Below are 16600 nucleotides of genomic sequence, written 5' to 3'. Positions count from 1 at the left end.
GGGACGAACCGGGAGGACGGGGGCGGGGACAGGGACGGCGGCAACCAACGCCGCCAACCCAAAAAGGGCAGCAGTCGCGCCCAGGCCGCACGTAGCCTCTCCAGGGCCGTCGGGCGCGGAGCGTTCGACGCAAACCGGAGGGGATCCGTTCCGGCGACCGGGACCGGCACGTCAGAGTTCTCCGGCATTGCGCAGCAGGTGATCGGCAGGCTGCAGGCCGTTGGCGCGCAGGAAGTCCGCCAGATCCTGGGCCTTACGATGGCGGACGGTGTCGAATCGTTCAGCATCTTCGGGCGTCCACTGGGCCAGCGCGACCAAGTCAGGAGCCGTGAGACCTTGCCCCTTCAGGGTGTGAGCCGAGATCTGCTTGAGGCCGGTGCCTATACAAAGCTCCTCGGTACGGCCATCGATCGTCAGCACGCAGCCCGGGCGACCAGCCTGAACCGCCAAGGCCACACCGTGGTAGCGCGGACCCAGGGCCAGGTCGCAGCGGCGCAGGGCGCGCAGCCAGCTCGCCGCATCGACATGCACGACGGCATGGCGGCGGTACCACGCCAGCAGGCCGTCAAGGTCGAAGCGCGGGCCGTAGACCGCGAGGAAGCGGGCGACGGTCTCCGGGGTCAGGGCCTCGACCTCACCAAAGGCAAAGGCCAGCATCTCCTGAGGATGCTGAACCACGTAGTCGCCCGCGTACTGCTCGACGACGTCGACCAGAAGGGCTTCCAGCCACGCCGAGGGCCCGTGCCAGGGGTTGCCGGCTGCGACGGCCACGCGCTCGATCTCGCCCCGCTGCGCCTGCCCACGCAGGATGGCTGAGCCCAGGTCGCGGCCGGGCGCGATCTGCAGGGAGGGACAGCCGATCGGGCGCGCTGTATGACCCAGCGCGGCCAGCAGATCGCGGGTGTAATCGCCGCGCACTGCAAGGTTGCTGTCCGCGTCCCCGCGGTGATGGCGCACCACGTCAAGAAAGCGCAGGGTGCCGGCCGGCAAAGCGGGGAAGCGGTCCAGGGTATCGGACTGAGCGCCCAGGCCCAGCAGCGTGACCGGCAAGCCCAGGGCCTCCAAGTGGTCGGCCCACTCGCCCAAGTCCGCATGCGAGCCGAGCTGGTTAGCGCAGCAGATCACCAGATGATCGACCTCGGTGCGCACCGTCGCCGGCCGCTCGCCCCAGACCACCCGCCGCAGCGGATGCCCTAGCACCTTGCGGGCCGCGTGCACAAAAGCCACGTTGCCGGTGTTACCCCCGGTGGCCGCCATGCAGTCTGCGGCGGAGGCGGTCTCGTAGCGATTCGCCAGGAAGTCGGGCAGGTCCTGCAGGTTGTCGATCAGGCCGACGCGTTTCATTGAATCTCCGAAGTCACCAGCACGCTGCCCAGGTGCTCACTGGCGCATTGTTGATGGCTCAAGGGCTTGCGGATGCCCTGAACAAGCGCGTCCCATGCAGCCTCCGGCTGCGCCGCCAGCCGCCGGAAGGTGGCCGCCCACGCCAGCACATTCCCCGCCGGCACATGGAAGCCGTCCACGCCGTCGCGCACCTTCTCGCGCATGCCACCGATGTCCGACACCAGCAGCGGGCGGCCGCAGGTGAAGGCTTCCTGGATGACCATGGGGGAGTTCTCCCACCAGATCGAGGGCACGACGACCCAGTCGACGCCGGCCATGCGGCTGCGCAGTTCGTGCGGCTGGTAGGGCCCCACCCACTGCACGACGCCCTGCTTGATGAGCGGCGCGCGCAGGGTTTCGATCTTCTCGCGGTACTCGGCCGGTTGCCATTCGAGGTTGGCGCCGTGCACTTCCAGCACGATCTTCTTGCGCTCGGCCTTGGGCAGCTCGCTCAGGGCCTGCAACAGCACGTCCAGGCCCTTGTAGGGATTGATCTGGCCGAAGAAGCCGAAGCGATTGCGGCCTTCGCCTTCGGCCAGCGGGCGCGGCGGCAGGGCGGCGGCGTCGGACTGGCCGTTCTCGATGACGACGATCTTCTCGGGCGGGAGGCCCCAGTCGATGTAGCGCTGGCGCAGGAATTCGGAGGGCGAGACGAACTGGTCGACCAGCTCGAAGTGCCGGGTGAAGTAGTGCTTGCGCAGCCAGAAGTCCTCGGCGGTCTTCTCGGGGAAGCACTGCCGGCATTCGTCGTAGCTCTCGCGGCTGCAGAGCTTGAAATTGCCGGTCTTGATCATCTGGCCGTTGTTGCGGCAGATGGCCATGTACTCGTGCAGGGTCATGACGATGCGGATGGACGGGTCCACCTGCTTGATGACCCGCAGGTACTCCAGCCCGAGGTGGGCGTAGTGGTGGGTGTGGACGACGGTGGGCTTGAGCGCGCGGATCAGGTCGGCGAACCAGGTGCTGAGCGATTCCTGGTGGGCGGCCTTCATCAGGTGCCAGTCGTGGATGCCCTGCTCCCACAGGTATTCGTTGGGGCGGCGCAGGCTGATGTGGCCGCTGGTGCCGCGGCCGCGGTCGGCGCGGGCCAGGAACCAGGCTTCCTCGACGCCGGGCTGGCGGCGGTAGGCCTGGAAAAGCGTGTAGGCGGCGATCTCGCCGCCGCCGAGGCTGAAGTCCGGGTGGGCGTGGGCCATCACCAGGATGCGTTGGGCGGAGGATGCGGTCATGGGGGCGTCCGGGTCCGTGGGGTCAGGCGTCGAGCGGCGCAGGGGCCACGGGCTGGTCGATCAGGCCGGCCCAGCGGGTCTGGTGGCGCACGGCGTTGTAGAGGACGACGCGGGTGCGGAACTCGTCCTGGCCGAGCAGCTTGAAGCTCTGCCGCTCCAGGTGGGTGAGCTGCACGTCGGGCAGGTAGGCGATGTCCAGGCCTTCGGCGCGCAGCTTCAGGCAGAGGTCGGAATCCTCGAAGTCGCCGATCAGGTAGCCGGTGTCCCAGCCGCCGATGCGCTCGAAATCGGCCCGGCGCATGGCCAGGCAGGCCCCGGTGATGGCGGGCAGGCGGGTCAGGCCGGCATGCGGGTCGAGCAGGGGATCCAGGCCCATGAAGGGGTGGTGGTTGACCCAGACGCCCAGCTCCTCGCGCCGCATGAATTCCATGCCGGCATGCTGGATGGCACCGTCGGCGAAGGTCAGGCGCGGACCCACGGCGCCGATGCGGGGATGGCGGTCCAGCACGTCCAGCAGGGGCTTGAGCCAGCCGGGCCGCTGCGGGAAGGCATCGCTGTTGAGGAACATCAGCCGCGGGGCGCGGGCCACCCGCACGCCCAGGTTGTTGGCGCCGGAGAAGCCGCGGTTCACGCTGCCCCAGACCCAGCGCATGGGCAGGCGGTAGAGCCGGTGCAGGGATTCGGCCAGGGCCGGGAAACTGTCGAGCAGCTTGGGGTCGTCGATCACGTAGATCAGCTCGGCCTGCTGCTGGAACCCGGGGTCGCGGCTGAATTCGATGAGCTGGTGCTCGACGAAATCGATGCGGCCGTAGAGCGGCACGATGACGCTGACCGCGGGCTCGGCCGGCAGCTGGCCCAGCGCCCGGCCTTCGAGCGGCAGTTCGTCCCAGACGGCCTGGCGGCGTGCGATGAGCGGGCCGAGCAGCGGCTCGTCGATCTGGGGCACGCGGCGGTGCATGTCGGCCAGCGGGGTGCCGACGGCGAACAGCCAGCGCGCGGCGCCGACCGGGTCCAGCGGCAGGGTGCTGCAGCTGATCTCGCTGAGCACGTGCACGCCGGTCTCGGCCACGGCCTTGAGCTGCAGCTTGCTGCCCGCCTTGAGGCCGCGCACGCGGACGATGAAGCCGGCATCGCGGCTGGCATGGCCGAATTCCTGGCCAACGGCGTCGTGCACGTCCTGGCGGAAGCGGCGGAAGGCCTGGGTCAGCGGGTAGGTACGGCCTGTGTCGTCCTCCAGCCAGACGACGGTGCCGGGGGTGTTGACGACCCACCCCACGACGACACCCTCCCGGGTGGTGTCGCAAGCCGCTGAACCTTCGAGAAAGCCCTTGGCCGTCCGGCAGGGGGAGGTGGCGACCGGCGCACGGGCAATCAAATCAAGCCAGCCTGGGCTGTGCGGCTTTTGCGTCAGGGCCAGCAAACCGAGGGCGGGCCCCAGAACGGCGAGGTCTGCACCTGCCGTAGGCACCTTGGTGGTGAATCGCAACGGATCGGAGCTGCCGTGCTGTCCGTCGCGACGCATCTCCCAGCCCAGGCGAACCGTGGTCCCGGGCTCCGCATGGGCCACCAACACAAAGCCGAGGCCTTCACCGCTCGGGAGCGTGAAATGGCTTGCCACGTCAGGTCGGGGGACGGCGACACGACGCCCCTGCAAGGTGTCCGAAGCACTGAGAAGGTTCAGCTCGGCATCTGCCGTACACCATCCGGCGACGATCAGCGCTCCTTTGAATCGGTAGGCTTGATCGATCCAGAGCTTGCCGCCGCCCTCGCCACTGCCCAACTCGACGTGGTGCACTTGCGGATTGACCCCTGAAGGGGCGGGCGGCGGAACCTGGACCGCAGCCTTGGTGACGGCTGCGGCAGGTGGCGTTGGGGTGGGTGGCTTGCCTGGCGTGGAGGAGAAGAGCTTCATGAGGAGGGCGAGTTGTCCAGCCTGTCCGCTGCCCTCAGCGAGAAATCGCGGCGGCTCAGGCTGAGGTTGGGGTTGTAGAAGGGGTCGCGGCGCAGCAGCGGGCCCCAGCGGTCCAGCATGAAGCGGGCCTCGCGCTCGAGGCGGGCGCGCTTGTCGGGCGCGGTGTCGGCGCCGCGGGTCTTGGATTCGTGGTGGTAGAGCTCGGCCTGCGGCGTCCACAGATTGCGGTAGCCGGCCTGCATGACCTTGAGGCAGAAGTCCACGTCGTTGAAGGCCACGGCCAGGTGCTCGGCATCGAGGCCGCCGACCTGCTCGTAGACCGCGCGGCGCACCAGCAGCACGGCCGCCGTGACCGCGCTGACGTTGTGCGCGACGCGCAGCCGGCCGAAGTAGCCCGAGGCCGCCCGCGGGAAGTTCTTGTGCGCGTGATCGGCGACGCCGCCGATGCCGAGGATGACGCCGGCATGCTGCACGGTGTCGTCGGGGTAGTAGAGCTTGGCCCCGACGCAGCCGATCTCGGGCCGCAGGGCATGGCGGACCATCTCGTCCAGCCAGTCGGGGCCGATGACCTCGACGTCGTTGTTGATCAGGCCAATCAGGCTACCGCGGGCCTGGGCGACGGCGGCGTTGTTGAGCGCCGCGTAGTTGAAGGGCTGCGGGTCGTGCAGCACCCGCACGCGTTCGCCCAGGCGCTGCGGGAGGGCGGCCAGGTAGGCCAGGGTGTCGGGCTCGACGGAGCCGTTGTCGACGACCAGGATCTCGTAGTTGGGGTAGGCGGTGCGCTCGACGAGGGATTCGATGCAGGTGCGCAGCACGTCGAGGCCGTCGCGGGTGGGCACGATCAGGCTGACGCGGGGCAACTCGGCCGGCAGCGGCCACAGGCTGCGGTAGAGGCCGGGGCCGACGATGCTGACCTGCACGCCGGGATGCAGCGCGTCGTGGTGGGCCTGCACGGCGCGGCGGCCGGCTTCGCAGGCGTAGTCCTTGGCGTCGTGGCGCAGGGCGGTGGAGCCGGGCACCTGGCGCCAGTGGTAGAGCACCTCGGGCACGTGCAGCACGTCGCGCGGGTCCTGCAGGCGGGCGACGCAGCGCAGCAGCAGGTCATGGTCCTGGCTGCCCTCGAAGCCGGGGCGGAAACCGCCAACGGCCTCGACCAGGCTGCGCCGGTAGACGCCCAGGTGCGAGACGTAGTTCTGCGCGTAGAGCAGGTCGGGGTTGAAGTCGGGCTTGAAGTGCGGCTCGCAGCGCTGGCCCTGGGGGTCGAGCTTGTCCTCGTCGGAATAGACGATCTGCGCCTGCGGCCGGGCCTGCAGCGCGCGGGCCACCGACTGCAGGGCCTGCGGGGCCAGGGTGTCGTCGTGGTCGAGCAGGACGACGAAGTCGCCGCCGGCCCGGGCCAGCGCGCTGTTGCTGGCCTCGACGATGTGGCCGTTGCGCTCGCGCAGGACCAGCCGGATGCGCGGCTCGGCCGCGGCCGCGGCCTGCAGCAGCGCCCGCACGCGCGGGTCGGGCGAGGCGTCGTCGGCCAGGCACAGCTCCCAGTGCGGGTAGTGCTGGGCGCGCACGCTGTCGATGCAGGCCTGCAGCAGCTCGGGGGGCGTGTTGTAGGTGGGCGTGACGATGGAAAAGCGCGGCAGCCAGGCCCAGCCGGCACGCTCGGCGGCCTGGGCTTCGGCGCTCGGCAGGGCCGGCTGCTCGACCCGGGCGATCCAGTCGGCGTAGTGCAGCGCATCCTCGGCCACGGGCTCGAAGAGGCGGTCGTAGGCGGCCCAGAGCGCGGCCTCGTCCCAGGCCGGATCGAGCGGCGCAGGCGCCGGACCGCCCCGGCCCGGGGCGGCCTGCAGCTTGCGGCGCATGCGGTCGCGCGCGAAGTCGGGCTTCACGCGCTTGAGGTGGAAGCGGGTCAGCGCGAAGGCGCCGGGCAGGGTCATCGGATCCAGCCGCAGCCGGGCGCGGGCCGGCAGCCACAGCAGGCGCTTGGCCGGCTGGCCGCTGCGCAGGGGCAGGCCGTGGCTGCCGGCCTCGTGCTCGCCGGCTCCGGTGTCGAGGTAGATCCGGGCCTGGGCACGGGCCACGGGCAGGTCCAGGGCCAGCTCCAGCATGTACCAGCCGGCGGCCAGCGGGGCACGCAGGCGGAAGTGCGGGTCGTCGCCGGTGGCCAGGAAGCGCGGCGCGGCGGGGCCGGGCAGCGGCAGCAGATCGTGGACGGGCTGCAGCTCGTCGGCGTGGCGCTCCAGGCGGAAGGCGTTCAGCCAGTCGCTCAGCTGCCGCAGCAGGCGCGGCAGCGGCGGATGGCGGGGGTCGCAGACCGCCTCCAGCCGGTCGAGGCGGAAGCGGCCGGGCCGGTCCAGCGGATCGAGGCGCCAGCGTTCGCCGGCCTCCAGCCGCGCCAGCTGGCCGGCCCAGTGCTCGGGGCCCAGGGGGTGGAGGGCGACGGCGGTCTCGACCGCATAGCCCCGGCCGGGCCGCGTGCCGTGCACGGAGGGCGGCGGCAGGGCCTGGCTGGCCTCGTCCTCGCGGGCGAGCTGCAGGGCGATCCGCAGCACGCCGCCGCGCGGCAGGCGGCGGAAGCGGATCTGCGGATCGGCCCCGCTGGCGCGCAGCGGCCACCGGGGGTCGTCGGTCCAGTCGATCTCGCGCAGCTCGACCGCGCCCATCGCGAAGAGCCGGGCCAGGTTGTGCAGGGCCGGTGCCAGTTCGGCGTCGGGCGGCGGCTCGCCGGCCTCGACGCCCTGCAGCTCCAGACGCTGCAGGGCCTCGGCCGGTCCGGTCAGGCGCAGCTCGTCGCGGCGATGGGCCAGGAAGACCCAGCAGCCCCCGGCCGCCGCCGACAGCGGCAGCCGCAGGGTGGGCCAGGCCTTGCGGCCGCTGGCCAGCTGCAGCGTCAGGCCGGGCCCGAGGCCGGCCAGGGCCAGCCAGAGCCAGCCGCCGACCCGGTCGCCGGTCTGGCCCCCGGTCAGCACGCGGCTGAAGCCGGCCTCGCCCGGGCGCAGGGGCCCGAGCTGGAAGCCCGCCCGTGCGCGGGGCCGGGCGAGGTGGTCGGGGTCGTCCGGGGCCATGCCTTCGGGGGGCCGGCTCACAGGCCCAGCAGCACGCGGGCCGAGATCGCGATCTGGTAGAGGATTTGCGTGATGCCGCGGGTGACCTCGACACGCTTGCTCTCGATCTTCGGCAGCACCATCAGCTCGTCGCCGGGCTGCAGGCGCGGGCTGGCGCCGGAGGCGGCCTCGGCGACGCTGCCGTCCTGGCGGACGACGACGACGCGTGCGGTGTCGGCCGACTGGCTGTAGCCGCCGGCCTGGGCCACGTAGTCGGCCAGGCTGGCCTTGGCATCGAAGACGAGCGCGCTGGGGAAGAGCACCTCGCCGCTGACCAGCACGGTGTTGCTGCGCTCGGGCACGCGGATCACGTCGTTGTCTTCCAGCAGCGTGCGCGCGGCGGCATCGCGGCCGGCGAGGATGACCTGGCCGCGGGTCTGCACATTGCGGGCGCGCTCGATGAACTGCAGGATCAGGTCGGCCTCGCGGGCGCGCAGGGCCGATTCCTCGCTGGTCGCGCTGCGGGCGGTCAGGGCGGCGGTCTCCAGGCTGCGCAGCGAGCTGTCGAGCAGTTCCTTCTGGCGCGTGGCCACCGAGCGGCGGAAGAGTTGCACCGCCTCCACCTGGGCCTGCGGCGCGGGCTTGAGCCGGGCCAGCGCATCCTTCAGCGTGGCGCCGTAGGGCAGCACCAGGGTGCGCTCGCCCAGGTGGGCGCCTTCCATGCGGACCAGGATGGTGCCGGGGTAGCGGTCGGAGGTGAAGGTGACCTCGTCGCCATCCTCGAGGGTGACCTGCGCCAGCGCGCCCACCGGGTGGTATTCGCTGCGGCGCTCGCTGCCGATGCGGCGGACGATGCTCAGGTGGGTTGCGCCGGCCTTCGGACGGGCGAGGGTCAGCAGCTCGGCGGCCGGCAGGCGCGGGCGGTCGAACTCGAAGACATAGGGGTTGGCGGCCTCGCCCTGCACGGTGACGGTGAACTGGCGCGGGCCGACGACGAGGGTGTCGCCATCCTGCAGCTGCAGGGGCTCGATGCGGCCTTCGAGCAGGAAGCTGTAGAGGTTGATCCGGCCGCGCGAGACCCCGGCGCGCAGCACGTCGACGGCCAGGAAGCTGCCGCGGTCGACGTCGATGCCGCCGGCCTTGTCGAGGTAGTTCAGCACCGAGTCGCTGCTGAGCCCGCCGTACAGGCCCGGGGCGCGGACGAAGCCGGTGACATAGACCTTGACCGGCTGGGCCGCCTCCAGCGAGGCATAGACGCCGACATTCGCGCGGTAGGTGCGCTTGACCGCGGCCTCGACGACGGCATTGAGCTCGGCATTGCGCACCCCGCGCACCTTCACCGGCCCGACGTTGGGAATGAAGACATTGCCCTGCGGATCGACCGGCTGCACGGCCTCGAAGCTGAAAGCCCCCCACATGCGCAGGCTGATGCGGTCGCCGGAGGCGATCTGGTACTCGGCATTGAAGCCGCTGAAGGCCTCGTGGCTGAAGCGGCCGCTGAAGAGCTGGGCCCCGAAGACCACCGGCCGTGCGGCGGTGGCCGGGTCCACGGGCAGGGGCGCGGGTGGCGCCGCCGGCACCCCGGGGGCCGGCGCGGCCACGGCCGCCGCTGCCGCAGCCGCCGCGCGGGCCGCCTGGGCCTGGCTCAGGCCGCGGGGCGCGGCGGCCGCAGGGGGGTCGGGGAAAAGGTGGGTCTGGGCCGGCAGGGCCAGCGGGACCGCCAGCAGCAGGGCGGACAGCAGACGGGCGGCCTGGCGCCGCAGGAGGCAGACGGGCATGGGCTCAGTCCTGATGGTCGCGGATGGTGGCCACCACCAGCCGCGCGGTGACGTAGAGCAGCGTGCAGACGAGCAGGATCGTCAGCAGGCTGTAGATGCGGCGCGGGTAGTACGCGTCCTCGGGCCGCGAGGGGTTGTCGATCACGACCACGCTCTTGAGCTTGCGGCTTGCATCGATGCGCGCGTTCTCGACCGCGGTCAGGGCCAGCTTGTAGGCATCCTGCGCGAACAGCACCCGGGCCTGGAGCTCGTGGAACTGCATGGCCTGTGCATTCAGGCGCTTGCCCTCGGCACCGGCGGGCGCGGTGCCGCGCAGGCGCTCGACGTCGAGCTGCGCGCGCAGCGCGGCGATGCGATTGCGCAGGGCCTTGACCGGATGGGCGTCCTCGTTGAGGTAGCCGAGCGCATCCTTGAGCTCGGCCTCCAGCCGGGTGAGCTGGGCCTGCAGCTCGGTGGTCAGCACGCCGGAGGCCTGGGCCTGGGCGGCCGGGTCGAGCACGCGGTTGCGGGTCTGGTAGTCGAGCAGACGGGCCTGGGCCGCCTGCAGCTGCTCGCTGGCCCGGGCCAGCTCGGTCTCGGCGAAGGCCATCTGCTCGCGCGCCATGCGCTGCGAGAAGGCGTTCACGAAGCGCTCGCTGTGTTCGAGGATGGCGGCGTTCAGGGCCTGGGCGTAGTCGGGGTCGAAGCCCTGCACGCGCAGGGTCAGCAGGCCGGACAGGTCGTCGATGCCCACCTCGACCCGGTTGCGGTAGGCACGCAGGAAGGTCTCCTGCGTGCTGCCGTCCCACAGGCGGTAGAAGGGATCCAGGCGCGGCGAGGCCAGATGCTCGCGCAGCTTGAGCTTGGCATCGAGCACGCGCAGCAGGTCCAGCGAGTGCACGTAGCGCATCAGGTAGAGCGTGTCCTCGCGCGACGGCGGGGTGATGCCGGCCAGCAGCAGGGCCGCACCCGGCACGTGGCTGGCCGTCTGGCTGGCCTGGCGCACGGTGATGACGGATTCGCTGACGTAGCGATCGGCCGCGAACACGCTGTAGTACAGCAGCGCGAGCAGCATCGGCAGCGCCAGCAGCATCAGCTGCAGGCGCCGCGGGGTGGGCAGTTTGAGAGGCTTCATGCGGAATCGGGAGAGGGCCTTGCGGCGTGCGGCTCAGGCCGTGAGCCGGGCAGGAGCCGGCGGGGCGACGGCCGGCTGCGGCGCGACCAGGTTGCGGTAGGCGGCGATGCCGGCATCGACTTCGGGGTAGACCACCGCCTGCCCCTGGTCGACCAGCACGACGACGCTGCAGTACTTCTTGATGTCGCCCATGTTGTGCGAGACCAGGATGAGGTTGGCCCCCTGCAGCCGGGTCTTGAAAGCGTCCTCGCACTTGCGCTTGAAGTGCGCATCGCCCACGGCCATCACCTCGTCGATCAGGTAGTAGTCAAAGTCGAAGGCCATGCTCAGGCCGAAGGCCACCCGCGAGCGCATGCCCGAGGAGTAGGACTTCATCGGCAGGTCGAAGTAGTCGCCGATCTCGGCGAAGTCCTCGACCGCGCGGATCGTGCGACGCATGGCCTCGCCATGGGCCCCGTAGACGTGGCAGACGAAGCGCACGTTCTCGCGCGCGGTCAGCGAGCCCTGGAAGCCGCCCGAGAGGCCGACCGGCCAGGAGATGCGGCGGTCGGTGACGACGGCGCCGCGGTCCGGCGTGTCGATGCCGCCGAGCAGGCGCATCAGGGTGGACTTGCCGGCGCCGTTGCGGCCGATCAGGCCGATGTTGGCCCCGGGCGGAAAGGTGAAGCTCAGGTCGCGGAACACGTAGCGGCGGCCCCGCGGCGTGAGGTAGGACTTGCTGAGCTGGCGCAGTTCGATCATGGCGTCAGGCCGCCGCGCTCAGGCGCAGCCGGCGCAGCCGGTAAAGCGCCAGGGCCAGCACGGTGCAGACCAGGGTCCAGAGCGCGGGGTAGGCCAGGTTGACCTCGGGCAGCATGGGATAGCTGGCGAAGAAGTGGCCGCGGGCCTCCTCGATGAGGTGCAGCACCGGGTTCCACAGCAGCAGGTCGACGACGTCCGGCGGCATGGCATGGATGGGGAACATCACGCCCGACAGCAGGTAGAGCGGGAAGAAGACCAGCCGCACCATCGAGCGCAGGGCGAGGAAGTCGTGGCTGAGCACGGCCAGCAGCGTGCCGAGGCCGAAGCCGAAGAGGCTGAGCAGCGCGAAGACGCCGACGAATTCCAGCGGCTCGTCCGGCAGCGCGCGATCGCCCCACCAGGCCAGCACGGCCAGGGCGAGCACGAAGATCGCGACATGCAGCGCCACCTCCAGCACGGCCCGCGAGACCAGCGGGTCCATGGGCTTGACCTGGCGGTAGCTGAAGAGGGCACGGTTCGCGTCGATGCCCTCCATCAGCCGCATGGTGAGGCTGCGGTAGGTGAAGAAGGGCAGCATGCCGGTGACGACGAAGACGGGGTAGTCGATGCTCGGCGACACCGCCTGGTGCATGACCCCGAACATCGCCACCATCATCAGCACATGGGCCAGCGGCTCCAGCACGAACCAGACGCCGCCGATCCATCGGCCGCCGAAGCGGGTCTTGAGTTCGCGCACCAGCAGTGCGAACAGCACCGCGCGCTGGATCGCCCAGGCCGAACGGGCCGCGGGGCGCGGGACCGGGGCGGGCGGGGCGAGCAGGTCAGGCATCGGCGGAGGACGGCATCGGAAGGGGCGCGGGCGGCGCCCGGGGCGGACGGCCCCGGAGGGCCGGGGCGGGAGGCTGCAGGGATCGTACCCGCACGGTCTTGGTGCCAAGACGTCGAGAAGGCCCCCGGCTGCGGCGCTGCCGCGACGTTTGGGCCGACTCCACCCGGAAGGGTGGGTGGGATGGGTCGGCGGATACTGCCGGGCCCGTCCCCCCTGCCCCCGCCGCCGTGACCCCGCCCCCCTTTCCTTCCCCCGCCGAGGCCGACGGCCTGCACATGGCCGAGGCGCTGCGCCAGGCCGCGCAGGCCGAGGCGGCCGGCGAGGTGCCGGTGGGCGCGGTGCTGGTCTGGCACCGGCCGGACGGGGTGGACGAGGTCATCGCACGCGGTCGCAACCGGCCGATCGGCGACCGCGATCCGACCGCCCATGCCGAGCTGGTGGCCCTGCGCGAGGCCGCCCGCCAGCGCGACAACTACCGCCTGCCCGACTGCAGCCTCTACGTGACCCTGGAGCCCTGCGCCATGTGCGCGATGGCCCTGCTGCATGCGCGGCTGCGGCGCGTGGTCTGGGGCGCGACCGACCCCAAGACCGGCGCCGCCGGCTCGGTGCTCGACCTCTTCGCCGAAGCGCGTCTGAACCACCAGACCGCCGTCACCGGCGGGGTGCTGGCCGAGCCCTGCGGCCAGATCCTGCGCGACTTCTTCGGCCGCCGCCGCGCCGAAGCCCGGGCGGCCCGCCAGGCGGGCGCCCCCTCGAACCCGCCCCCTGCCGCAGCGGCCGCGGGCCCTGAAGCGAGTCTGCCCCCGTCCCCATGAAGCGCCCCACCGCCCCGAAGCCCGCCGTCCCCGAGACCCCGTCCGCCGCCGAACCGCCGCTGCGCCTGCAGCTCTGGTCGCCGGCCGGGGTGGTCGCCCGGCCGCCGGCACTGCGCCGTGCCGCACGCCATCTCGGCACGCTCGGCTTCGAGGTCACGGTCGATCCCGACGCGCTGGCCCGCCACCAGCGCTTCGCCGGCGACGATGCCCAGCGCCTGGCCGCGCTGCACCGCATCGCCGATGCCGCGCCCGATGTGGTGCTGGCCAGCCGCGGCGGCTACGGCCTGATGCGCGTGCTGGACGGCATCGACTGGGCCCGGCTCGGCCGCAGCATCGCAGGCGGCAGCCGCTGGGTCGGCTACAGCGACCTGACCGCCCTGCAGCTCGGCGCCCTGGCCCACCGGGCCGGGCCGATGTGGGCCGGCCCGCTGGCCTGCGACGACTTCGGCCGCACGGCCGAGGAAGGCGGCATCGACGAGATCACCGAGGCCTGTTTCGTCGAGGCCATGCATGGCGAGCTGGAGGCCATCGGCTTCCGCGGCGAGGCCGGCTTCGACGGCCTGGAGGTGCGCGGCACGCTCTGGGGCGGCAACCTCAGCGTGCTGTGCAGCCTGCTGGGCACGCCACACCTGCCGAAGGTGCGCGGCGGCATCCTCTTCCTGGAAGACGTCAACGAGCACCCCTACCGCATCGAGCGCATGCTGCTGCAGCTGGCCCAGGCCGGCGTGCTGGAGGCGCAGAAGGCCGTCGTGCTGGGCAGCTTCAGCGACTGGAAGCCTTCGCCGCTGGACCGCGGCTACACGCTCAAGACCATGGTCGCCGGCCTGCGCAGCCGGCTGAAAGTGCCGCTGCTGAGCGGCCTGCCCTTCGGCCACCAGCGCACCAAGGTCTGCCTGCCGGTGGGTCGGCGGGCGACGCTGGCGGTGGAAGGCCGGGACCATCTGATCGTCTGGGGCCACTGAGGCCGATGGGCCGGGCGGTCTGTGCGATTCGTCACAGACCTGAAGACGCGATGCGACACTCCGCGCCGCTCGGCGAGGCCCTCGCCGCATGGCCGCACCGTCCCGATGTTCCCGTCCCGCTTCGCTTCCCGCCCCCTGGGCTGCCCGCTGCCGCGCCAGGGCTGGCGCCTGCTGCTGGCCCTGGCCGCTGCCGGCCCCCCGGCCTGGGCCCAGGCCCCGCTGCCGCGGGTGGAGGTGACCGGCTCGGCCCTGCGCCAGATCGACGGCGAATCGACCGTGCCGCTGACCGTGCTGCATGCCGACAGCCTGCGCCGCCAGGGCGTGAGCACGCTGGAGCAGGCCCTGGCCCGGCTGGCCGCCAACCAGAGCGCGACGGTGCTGAGCAGCGTCATCGGCGGCGCCAGCGGCGGCGCGAGCTTCGCCGACCTGCGCGGCCTGGGGGCCGACAAGACCCTGGTGCTGCTGAACGGCCGGCGCCTGGCCAACCAGGCGGTCGACGGCGGCGCGGTGGATCTGAACATGATCCCCTTCGCCCTGATCGACCGCATCGAGGTGCTGCGCGACGGCGCCTCGGCGCTCTACGGCAGCGAGGCCATCGGCGGCGTGATCAACCTGATCACCCGCGAGGACGTGGGCGACACGCTGGAGCTGTCGGTCGAGCAGCCCCAACGCGCCGGCGGCCGCAGCCGCGAAGCGAACGCCAGCCTGGGCTTCGGCGACCTCGCCGGGCGCGGCTTCAGCGCCAGCGTGGCCGCCGGGCTGCGGCAGACCACGGCGATCCGCTCCGGCCAGCGCCGCTTCGGCGCGCGCGGCGTCATCCCGGAGCGGGGCGTCGACTACAGCTCCTTCTACACGAACCCGGCCAACTACAGCCAGACCCAGGGCGGCGACACCTTCTACGCCCATCCGCTGGCGCCGGACTGCGCCGCCGCCGGCTTCAGCGGCGACGGCACGAGCTGCTATTTCGACACCGTCCGCGACACCGACCTGAGCCCGCGCAGCGAAAGCCAGTTCCTGCACGCCGAGGCCCGCTTGCGGCTGCCGGGCGCGATGACGCTGAAGCTCGAACAGCTGCTGAGCCGGCACCTGGTCCGCCAGACCCTGGCGGGCACGCCGCTGGCCAGCGGCGACGGCTTCCTGCCCGTGGCCCCGGGCACAGCCTTCTACCCGGGCCAGGGCGGCGTGCCGGCGCCCGACGGCTTCGTGCTCGACCCCAGCCTGCCGGTGGACACGTACTGGCGCGCGCCAGGTCAGCGACAGATCGCCGCCGACAACCGCCAGGGCCGCTGGGTGGCCGAGCTGGCCGGCGCCGTCGGGGCCTGGGAGATGCGCCAGGGCCTGAGCCTGCAGCTCGGCCGGGTCCACGAGCAGCTGCGCGGCGGCGCCTACGACGAGGCGGCGCTGGCCGCCGGGGTCAACAGCGGCCTGCTCAACCCCTTCGGCGCGCAGACCCCGGCCGGCCTGGCCCTGCTGCGCGAGGCCGAGGTGCGCGGCACCCTCCAGCGGGCCCGCGGCCGCGTGCTGGGCCTGGACAGCCAGTGGCGGCGCGAGCTCGCCTGGCCGGGCCTGGCCCGGCCCGCCGGCCTGGCCCTGGGCGGCGAACTGCGCCACGAGGACTACGCCATCGAGGTGGTCGATGCGGTGGCCGGCCGGGTGCCCACCCAGGGCCTGGACCCGGCCGGGGACGTGCAGTCCAGCCGCCGTGCCGGCGCGCTCTGGGGCGAGCTGCAACTGCCGCTGGCTGCCGACCTCGAACTCAACCTGGCCCTGCGCCACGACCAGGTCGGCCAGGTCGGCGGGCAGACCAGCCCCAAGCTGGCCCTGCGCTGGCAGGCCCGCCGCGACGCCCTGCTGCGCGCCTCGGTGGGCCGCGGCTTCCGCGCGCCGACGCTCTACGAGCTGAACCAGCCCGGCTTCGCCACCTTCAGTGCGGCCCCCCTCGACGACCCGCTGCGCTGCCCCGGCGGCACGCCGGTCGATGGCGCGGACCCGGCCCGGGTCTGCGGCCGGCAGTTCGTCGAGCAGGGCGGCGGCCGCAAGTCGCTGCGGCCCGAGCGGGCCGAGCAGGCCAGCCTCGGCCTGGTGCTGCAGGCCGGGCCCCGGGCCAGCCTGTCGGCCGACCTGTGGGCCGTGCGGATCCGCGATGTGATCGTCACGCCCAGCGCAGCCGCCGTGCTGCAGAACGCGGCCGCCAACGAGGCCCTGATCCTGCGCGACGCCGCGGGCGACATCGAAAGCATCGACACCCGCCTCTTCAACGCCAGCGAAATCCGCAGCCAGGGCCTGGACCTGGGGGCGCAGTGGCAGCCGCAGCTGCCGCTGCCCGGCCGGCTGGAGCTGGCGCTGCAGGGCACGCAGGTCTTCTCGCACACCCTGCGCGGCGGCCTGGTGGCCGGCACGGAAGAGCGCGTCGGCCGCCACGGCAGCCAGGGCCCGATCTTCCGCTGGCAGCACAGCCTGAGCGCCAGCTACGCGCTGGGCCCCTGGCGCGCGACCCTGGCCCAGCGCTTCCGCTCCGGCTACCGCGACGAGAACGGCGCGCTGATCGACCCGGCCTTCCACGGCCGGGTCGCCAGCTACAGCGTGTGGGACCTGGGCCTGGCCTGGTCGCCGCAGCCCAGCCTGCAGCTGCTGGCGGTGCTGCGCAATGCCTTCGACCGCGATCCGCCCTTCAGCAACCAGTCCAGCCAGTTCCAGACAGGTTACGACGCGCGCTACACCGACGCGACCGGCCGCGCACTTGGCCTGCGCCTGGTCTGGACCCCGCAGTGAGACCGGCCCGGGCGGCGCGAAGATGAG

The 16600-nt window shown here is 72.3% G+C and carries 12 protein-coding genes; 4 read left to right on the top strand and 8 right to left on the bottom strand.

Annotation, left to right across the window (positions count from 1 at the left end):
- Positions 1–171 precede the first annotated feature (171 nt).
- Genes H4F90_RS00990 through H4F90_RS00980 form a run of 3 tightly spaced genes read right to left on the bottom strand, consistent with a single transcriptional unit; the run spans position 172 to position 3888 of the window.
- Positions 172–1344, bottom strand: coding sequence for a polysaccharide pyruvyl transferase family protein (locus H4F90_RS00990; protein WP_182660609.1), 1173 nt, complete (start codon positions 1342–1344; stop codon positions 172–174).
- Positions 1341–2612 (bottom strand): glycosyltransferase family 4 protein, encoded by a 1272-nt coding sequence (locus H4F90_RS00985; RefSeq protein ID WP_182660607.1) that lies wholly within the window; start codon positions 2610–2612, stop codon positions 1341–1343. The genes H4F90_RS00990 and H4F90_RS00985 overlap by 4 nt, the downstream gene beginning before the upstream one ends.
- Before the next feature lie 22 nt (positions 2613–2634).
- Positions 2635–3888 (bottom strand): glycosyltransferase, encoded by a 1254-nt coding sequence (locus H4F90_RS00980; RefSeq protein WP_182660605.1) that lies wholly within the window; start codon positions 3886–3888, stop codon positions 2635–2637.
- A 225-nt stretch (positions 3889–4113) separates the two neighbouring features.
- Here H4F90_RS00980 and H4F90_RS00975 point away from each other — a divergent pair, with 225 nt between their 5' ends.
- Positions 4114–4425, top strand: coding sequence for a hypothetical protein (locus H4F90_RS00975; protein ID WP_182660603.1), 312 nt, complete (start codon positions 4114–4116; stop codon positions 4423–4425).
- Positions 4426–4520: 95 nt separating this feature from the next.
- On the opposite strand, the gene H4F90_RS00970 is transcribed toward H4F90_RS00975, so the two are convergent.
- From H4F90_RS00970 to H4F90_RS00950, 5 genes are read right to left on the bottom strand one after another with little or no spacing between them, the layout of a single operon-like run.
- The gene (locus H4F90_RS00970) at positions 4521–7583 is read right to left on the bottom strand and encodes a glycosyltransferase family 2 protein (protein WP_182660601.1); all 3063 of its coding nucleotides are present in this window, start codon (positions 7581–7583) and stop codon (positions 4521–4523) included.
- A 17-nt stretch (positions 7584–7600) separates the two neighbouring features.
- Positions 7601–9340: a polysaccharide biosynthesis/export family protein gene (locus H4F90_RS00965; protein WP_182660599.1), complete on the bottom strand. Its 1740-nt coding sequence runs from the start codon at positions 9338–9340 to the stop codon at positions 7601–7603.
- 4 nt (positions 9341–9344) lie between these two features.
- The gene (locus H4F90_RS00960; RefSeq protein ID WP_182660597.1) at positions 9345–10454 is read right to left on the bottom strand and encodes a capsular biosynthesis protein; all 1110 of its coding nucleotides are present in this window, start codon (positions 10452–10454) and stop codon (positions 9345–9347) included.
- Positions 10455–10487: 33 nt separating this feature from the next.
- Complete coding sequence (locus H4F90_RS00955; RefSeq protein WP_182660595.1) at positions 10488–11195, bottom strand: ABC transporter ATP-binding protein; 708 nt, start codon at positions 11193–11195, stop codon at positions 10488–10490.
- Between the two features lie 4 nt (positions 11196–11199).
- Entirely contained in the window at positions 11200–12024 is an 825-nt protein-coding gene (locus H4F90_RS00950) for an ABC transporter permease (protein ID WP_182660594.1), read from the bottom strand.
- Positions 12025–12299: 275 nt separating this feature from the next.
- Between H4F90_RS00950 and tadA the strand changes: the two genes are divergently transcribed.
- The 3 genes from tadA (at position 12300) to H4F90_RS00935 (ending at position 16573) form a co-directional block, all read left to right on the top strand.
- Positions 12300–12839, top strand: a complete 540-nt coding sequence (gene tadA, locus H4F90_RS00945; RefSeq protein WP_182662937.1) for a tRNA adenosine(34) deaminase TadA — start codon at positions 12300–12302, stop codon at positions 12837–12839.
- Positions 12836–13801 carry an LD-carboxypeptidase gene (locus tag H4F90_RS00940; RefSeq protein WP_182660591.1) on the top strand — a complete coding sequence of 322 codons (966 nt, stop codon included), beginning with the start codon at positions 12836–12838 and terminating at the stop codon, positions 13799–13801. The genes tadA and H4F90_RS00940 overlap by 4 nt, the downstream gene beginning before the upstream one ends.
- 105 nt (positions 13802–13906) lie before the next feature.
- On the top strand, positions 13907–16573 hold the full coding sequence (locus H4F90_RS00935; protein WP_182660589.1) for a TonB-dependent receptor: 2667 nt from the start codon (positions 13907–13909) through the stop codon (positions 16571–16573).
- Positions 16574–16600 lie beyond the last annotated feature (27 nt).

The organism is Aquariibacter albus (assembly GCF_014145335.1).
Taxonomy (GTDB): Bacteria; Pseudomonadota; Gammaproteobacteria; order Burkholderiales; family Burkholderiaceae_C; genus Aquariibacter; species Aquariibacter albus.
The sequence above is the reverse complement of the archived record's forward strand: the minus strand, read 5'-3'. Positions and strand labels throughout refer to the sequence as shown.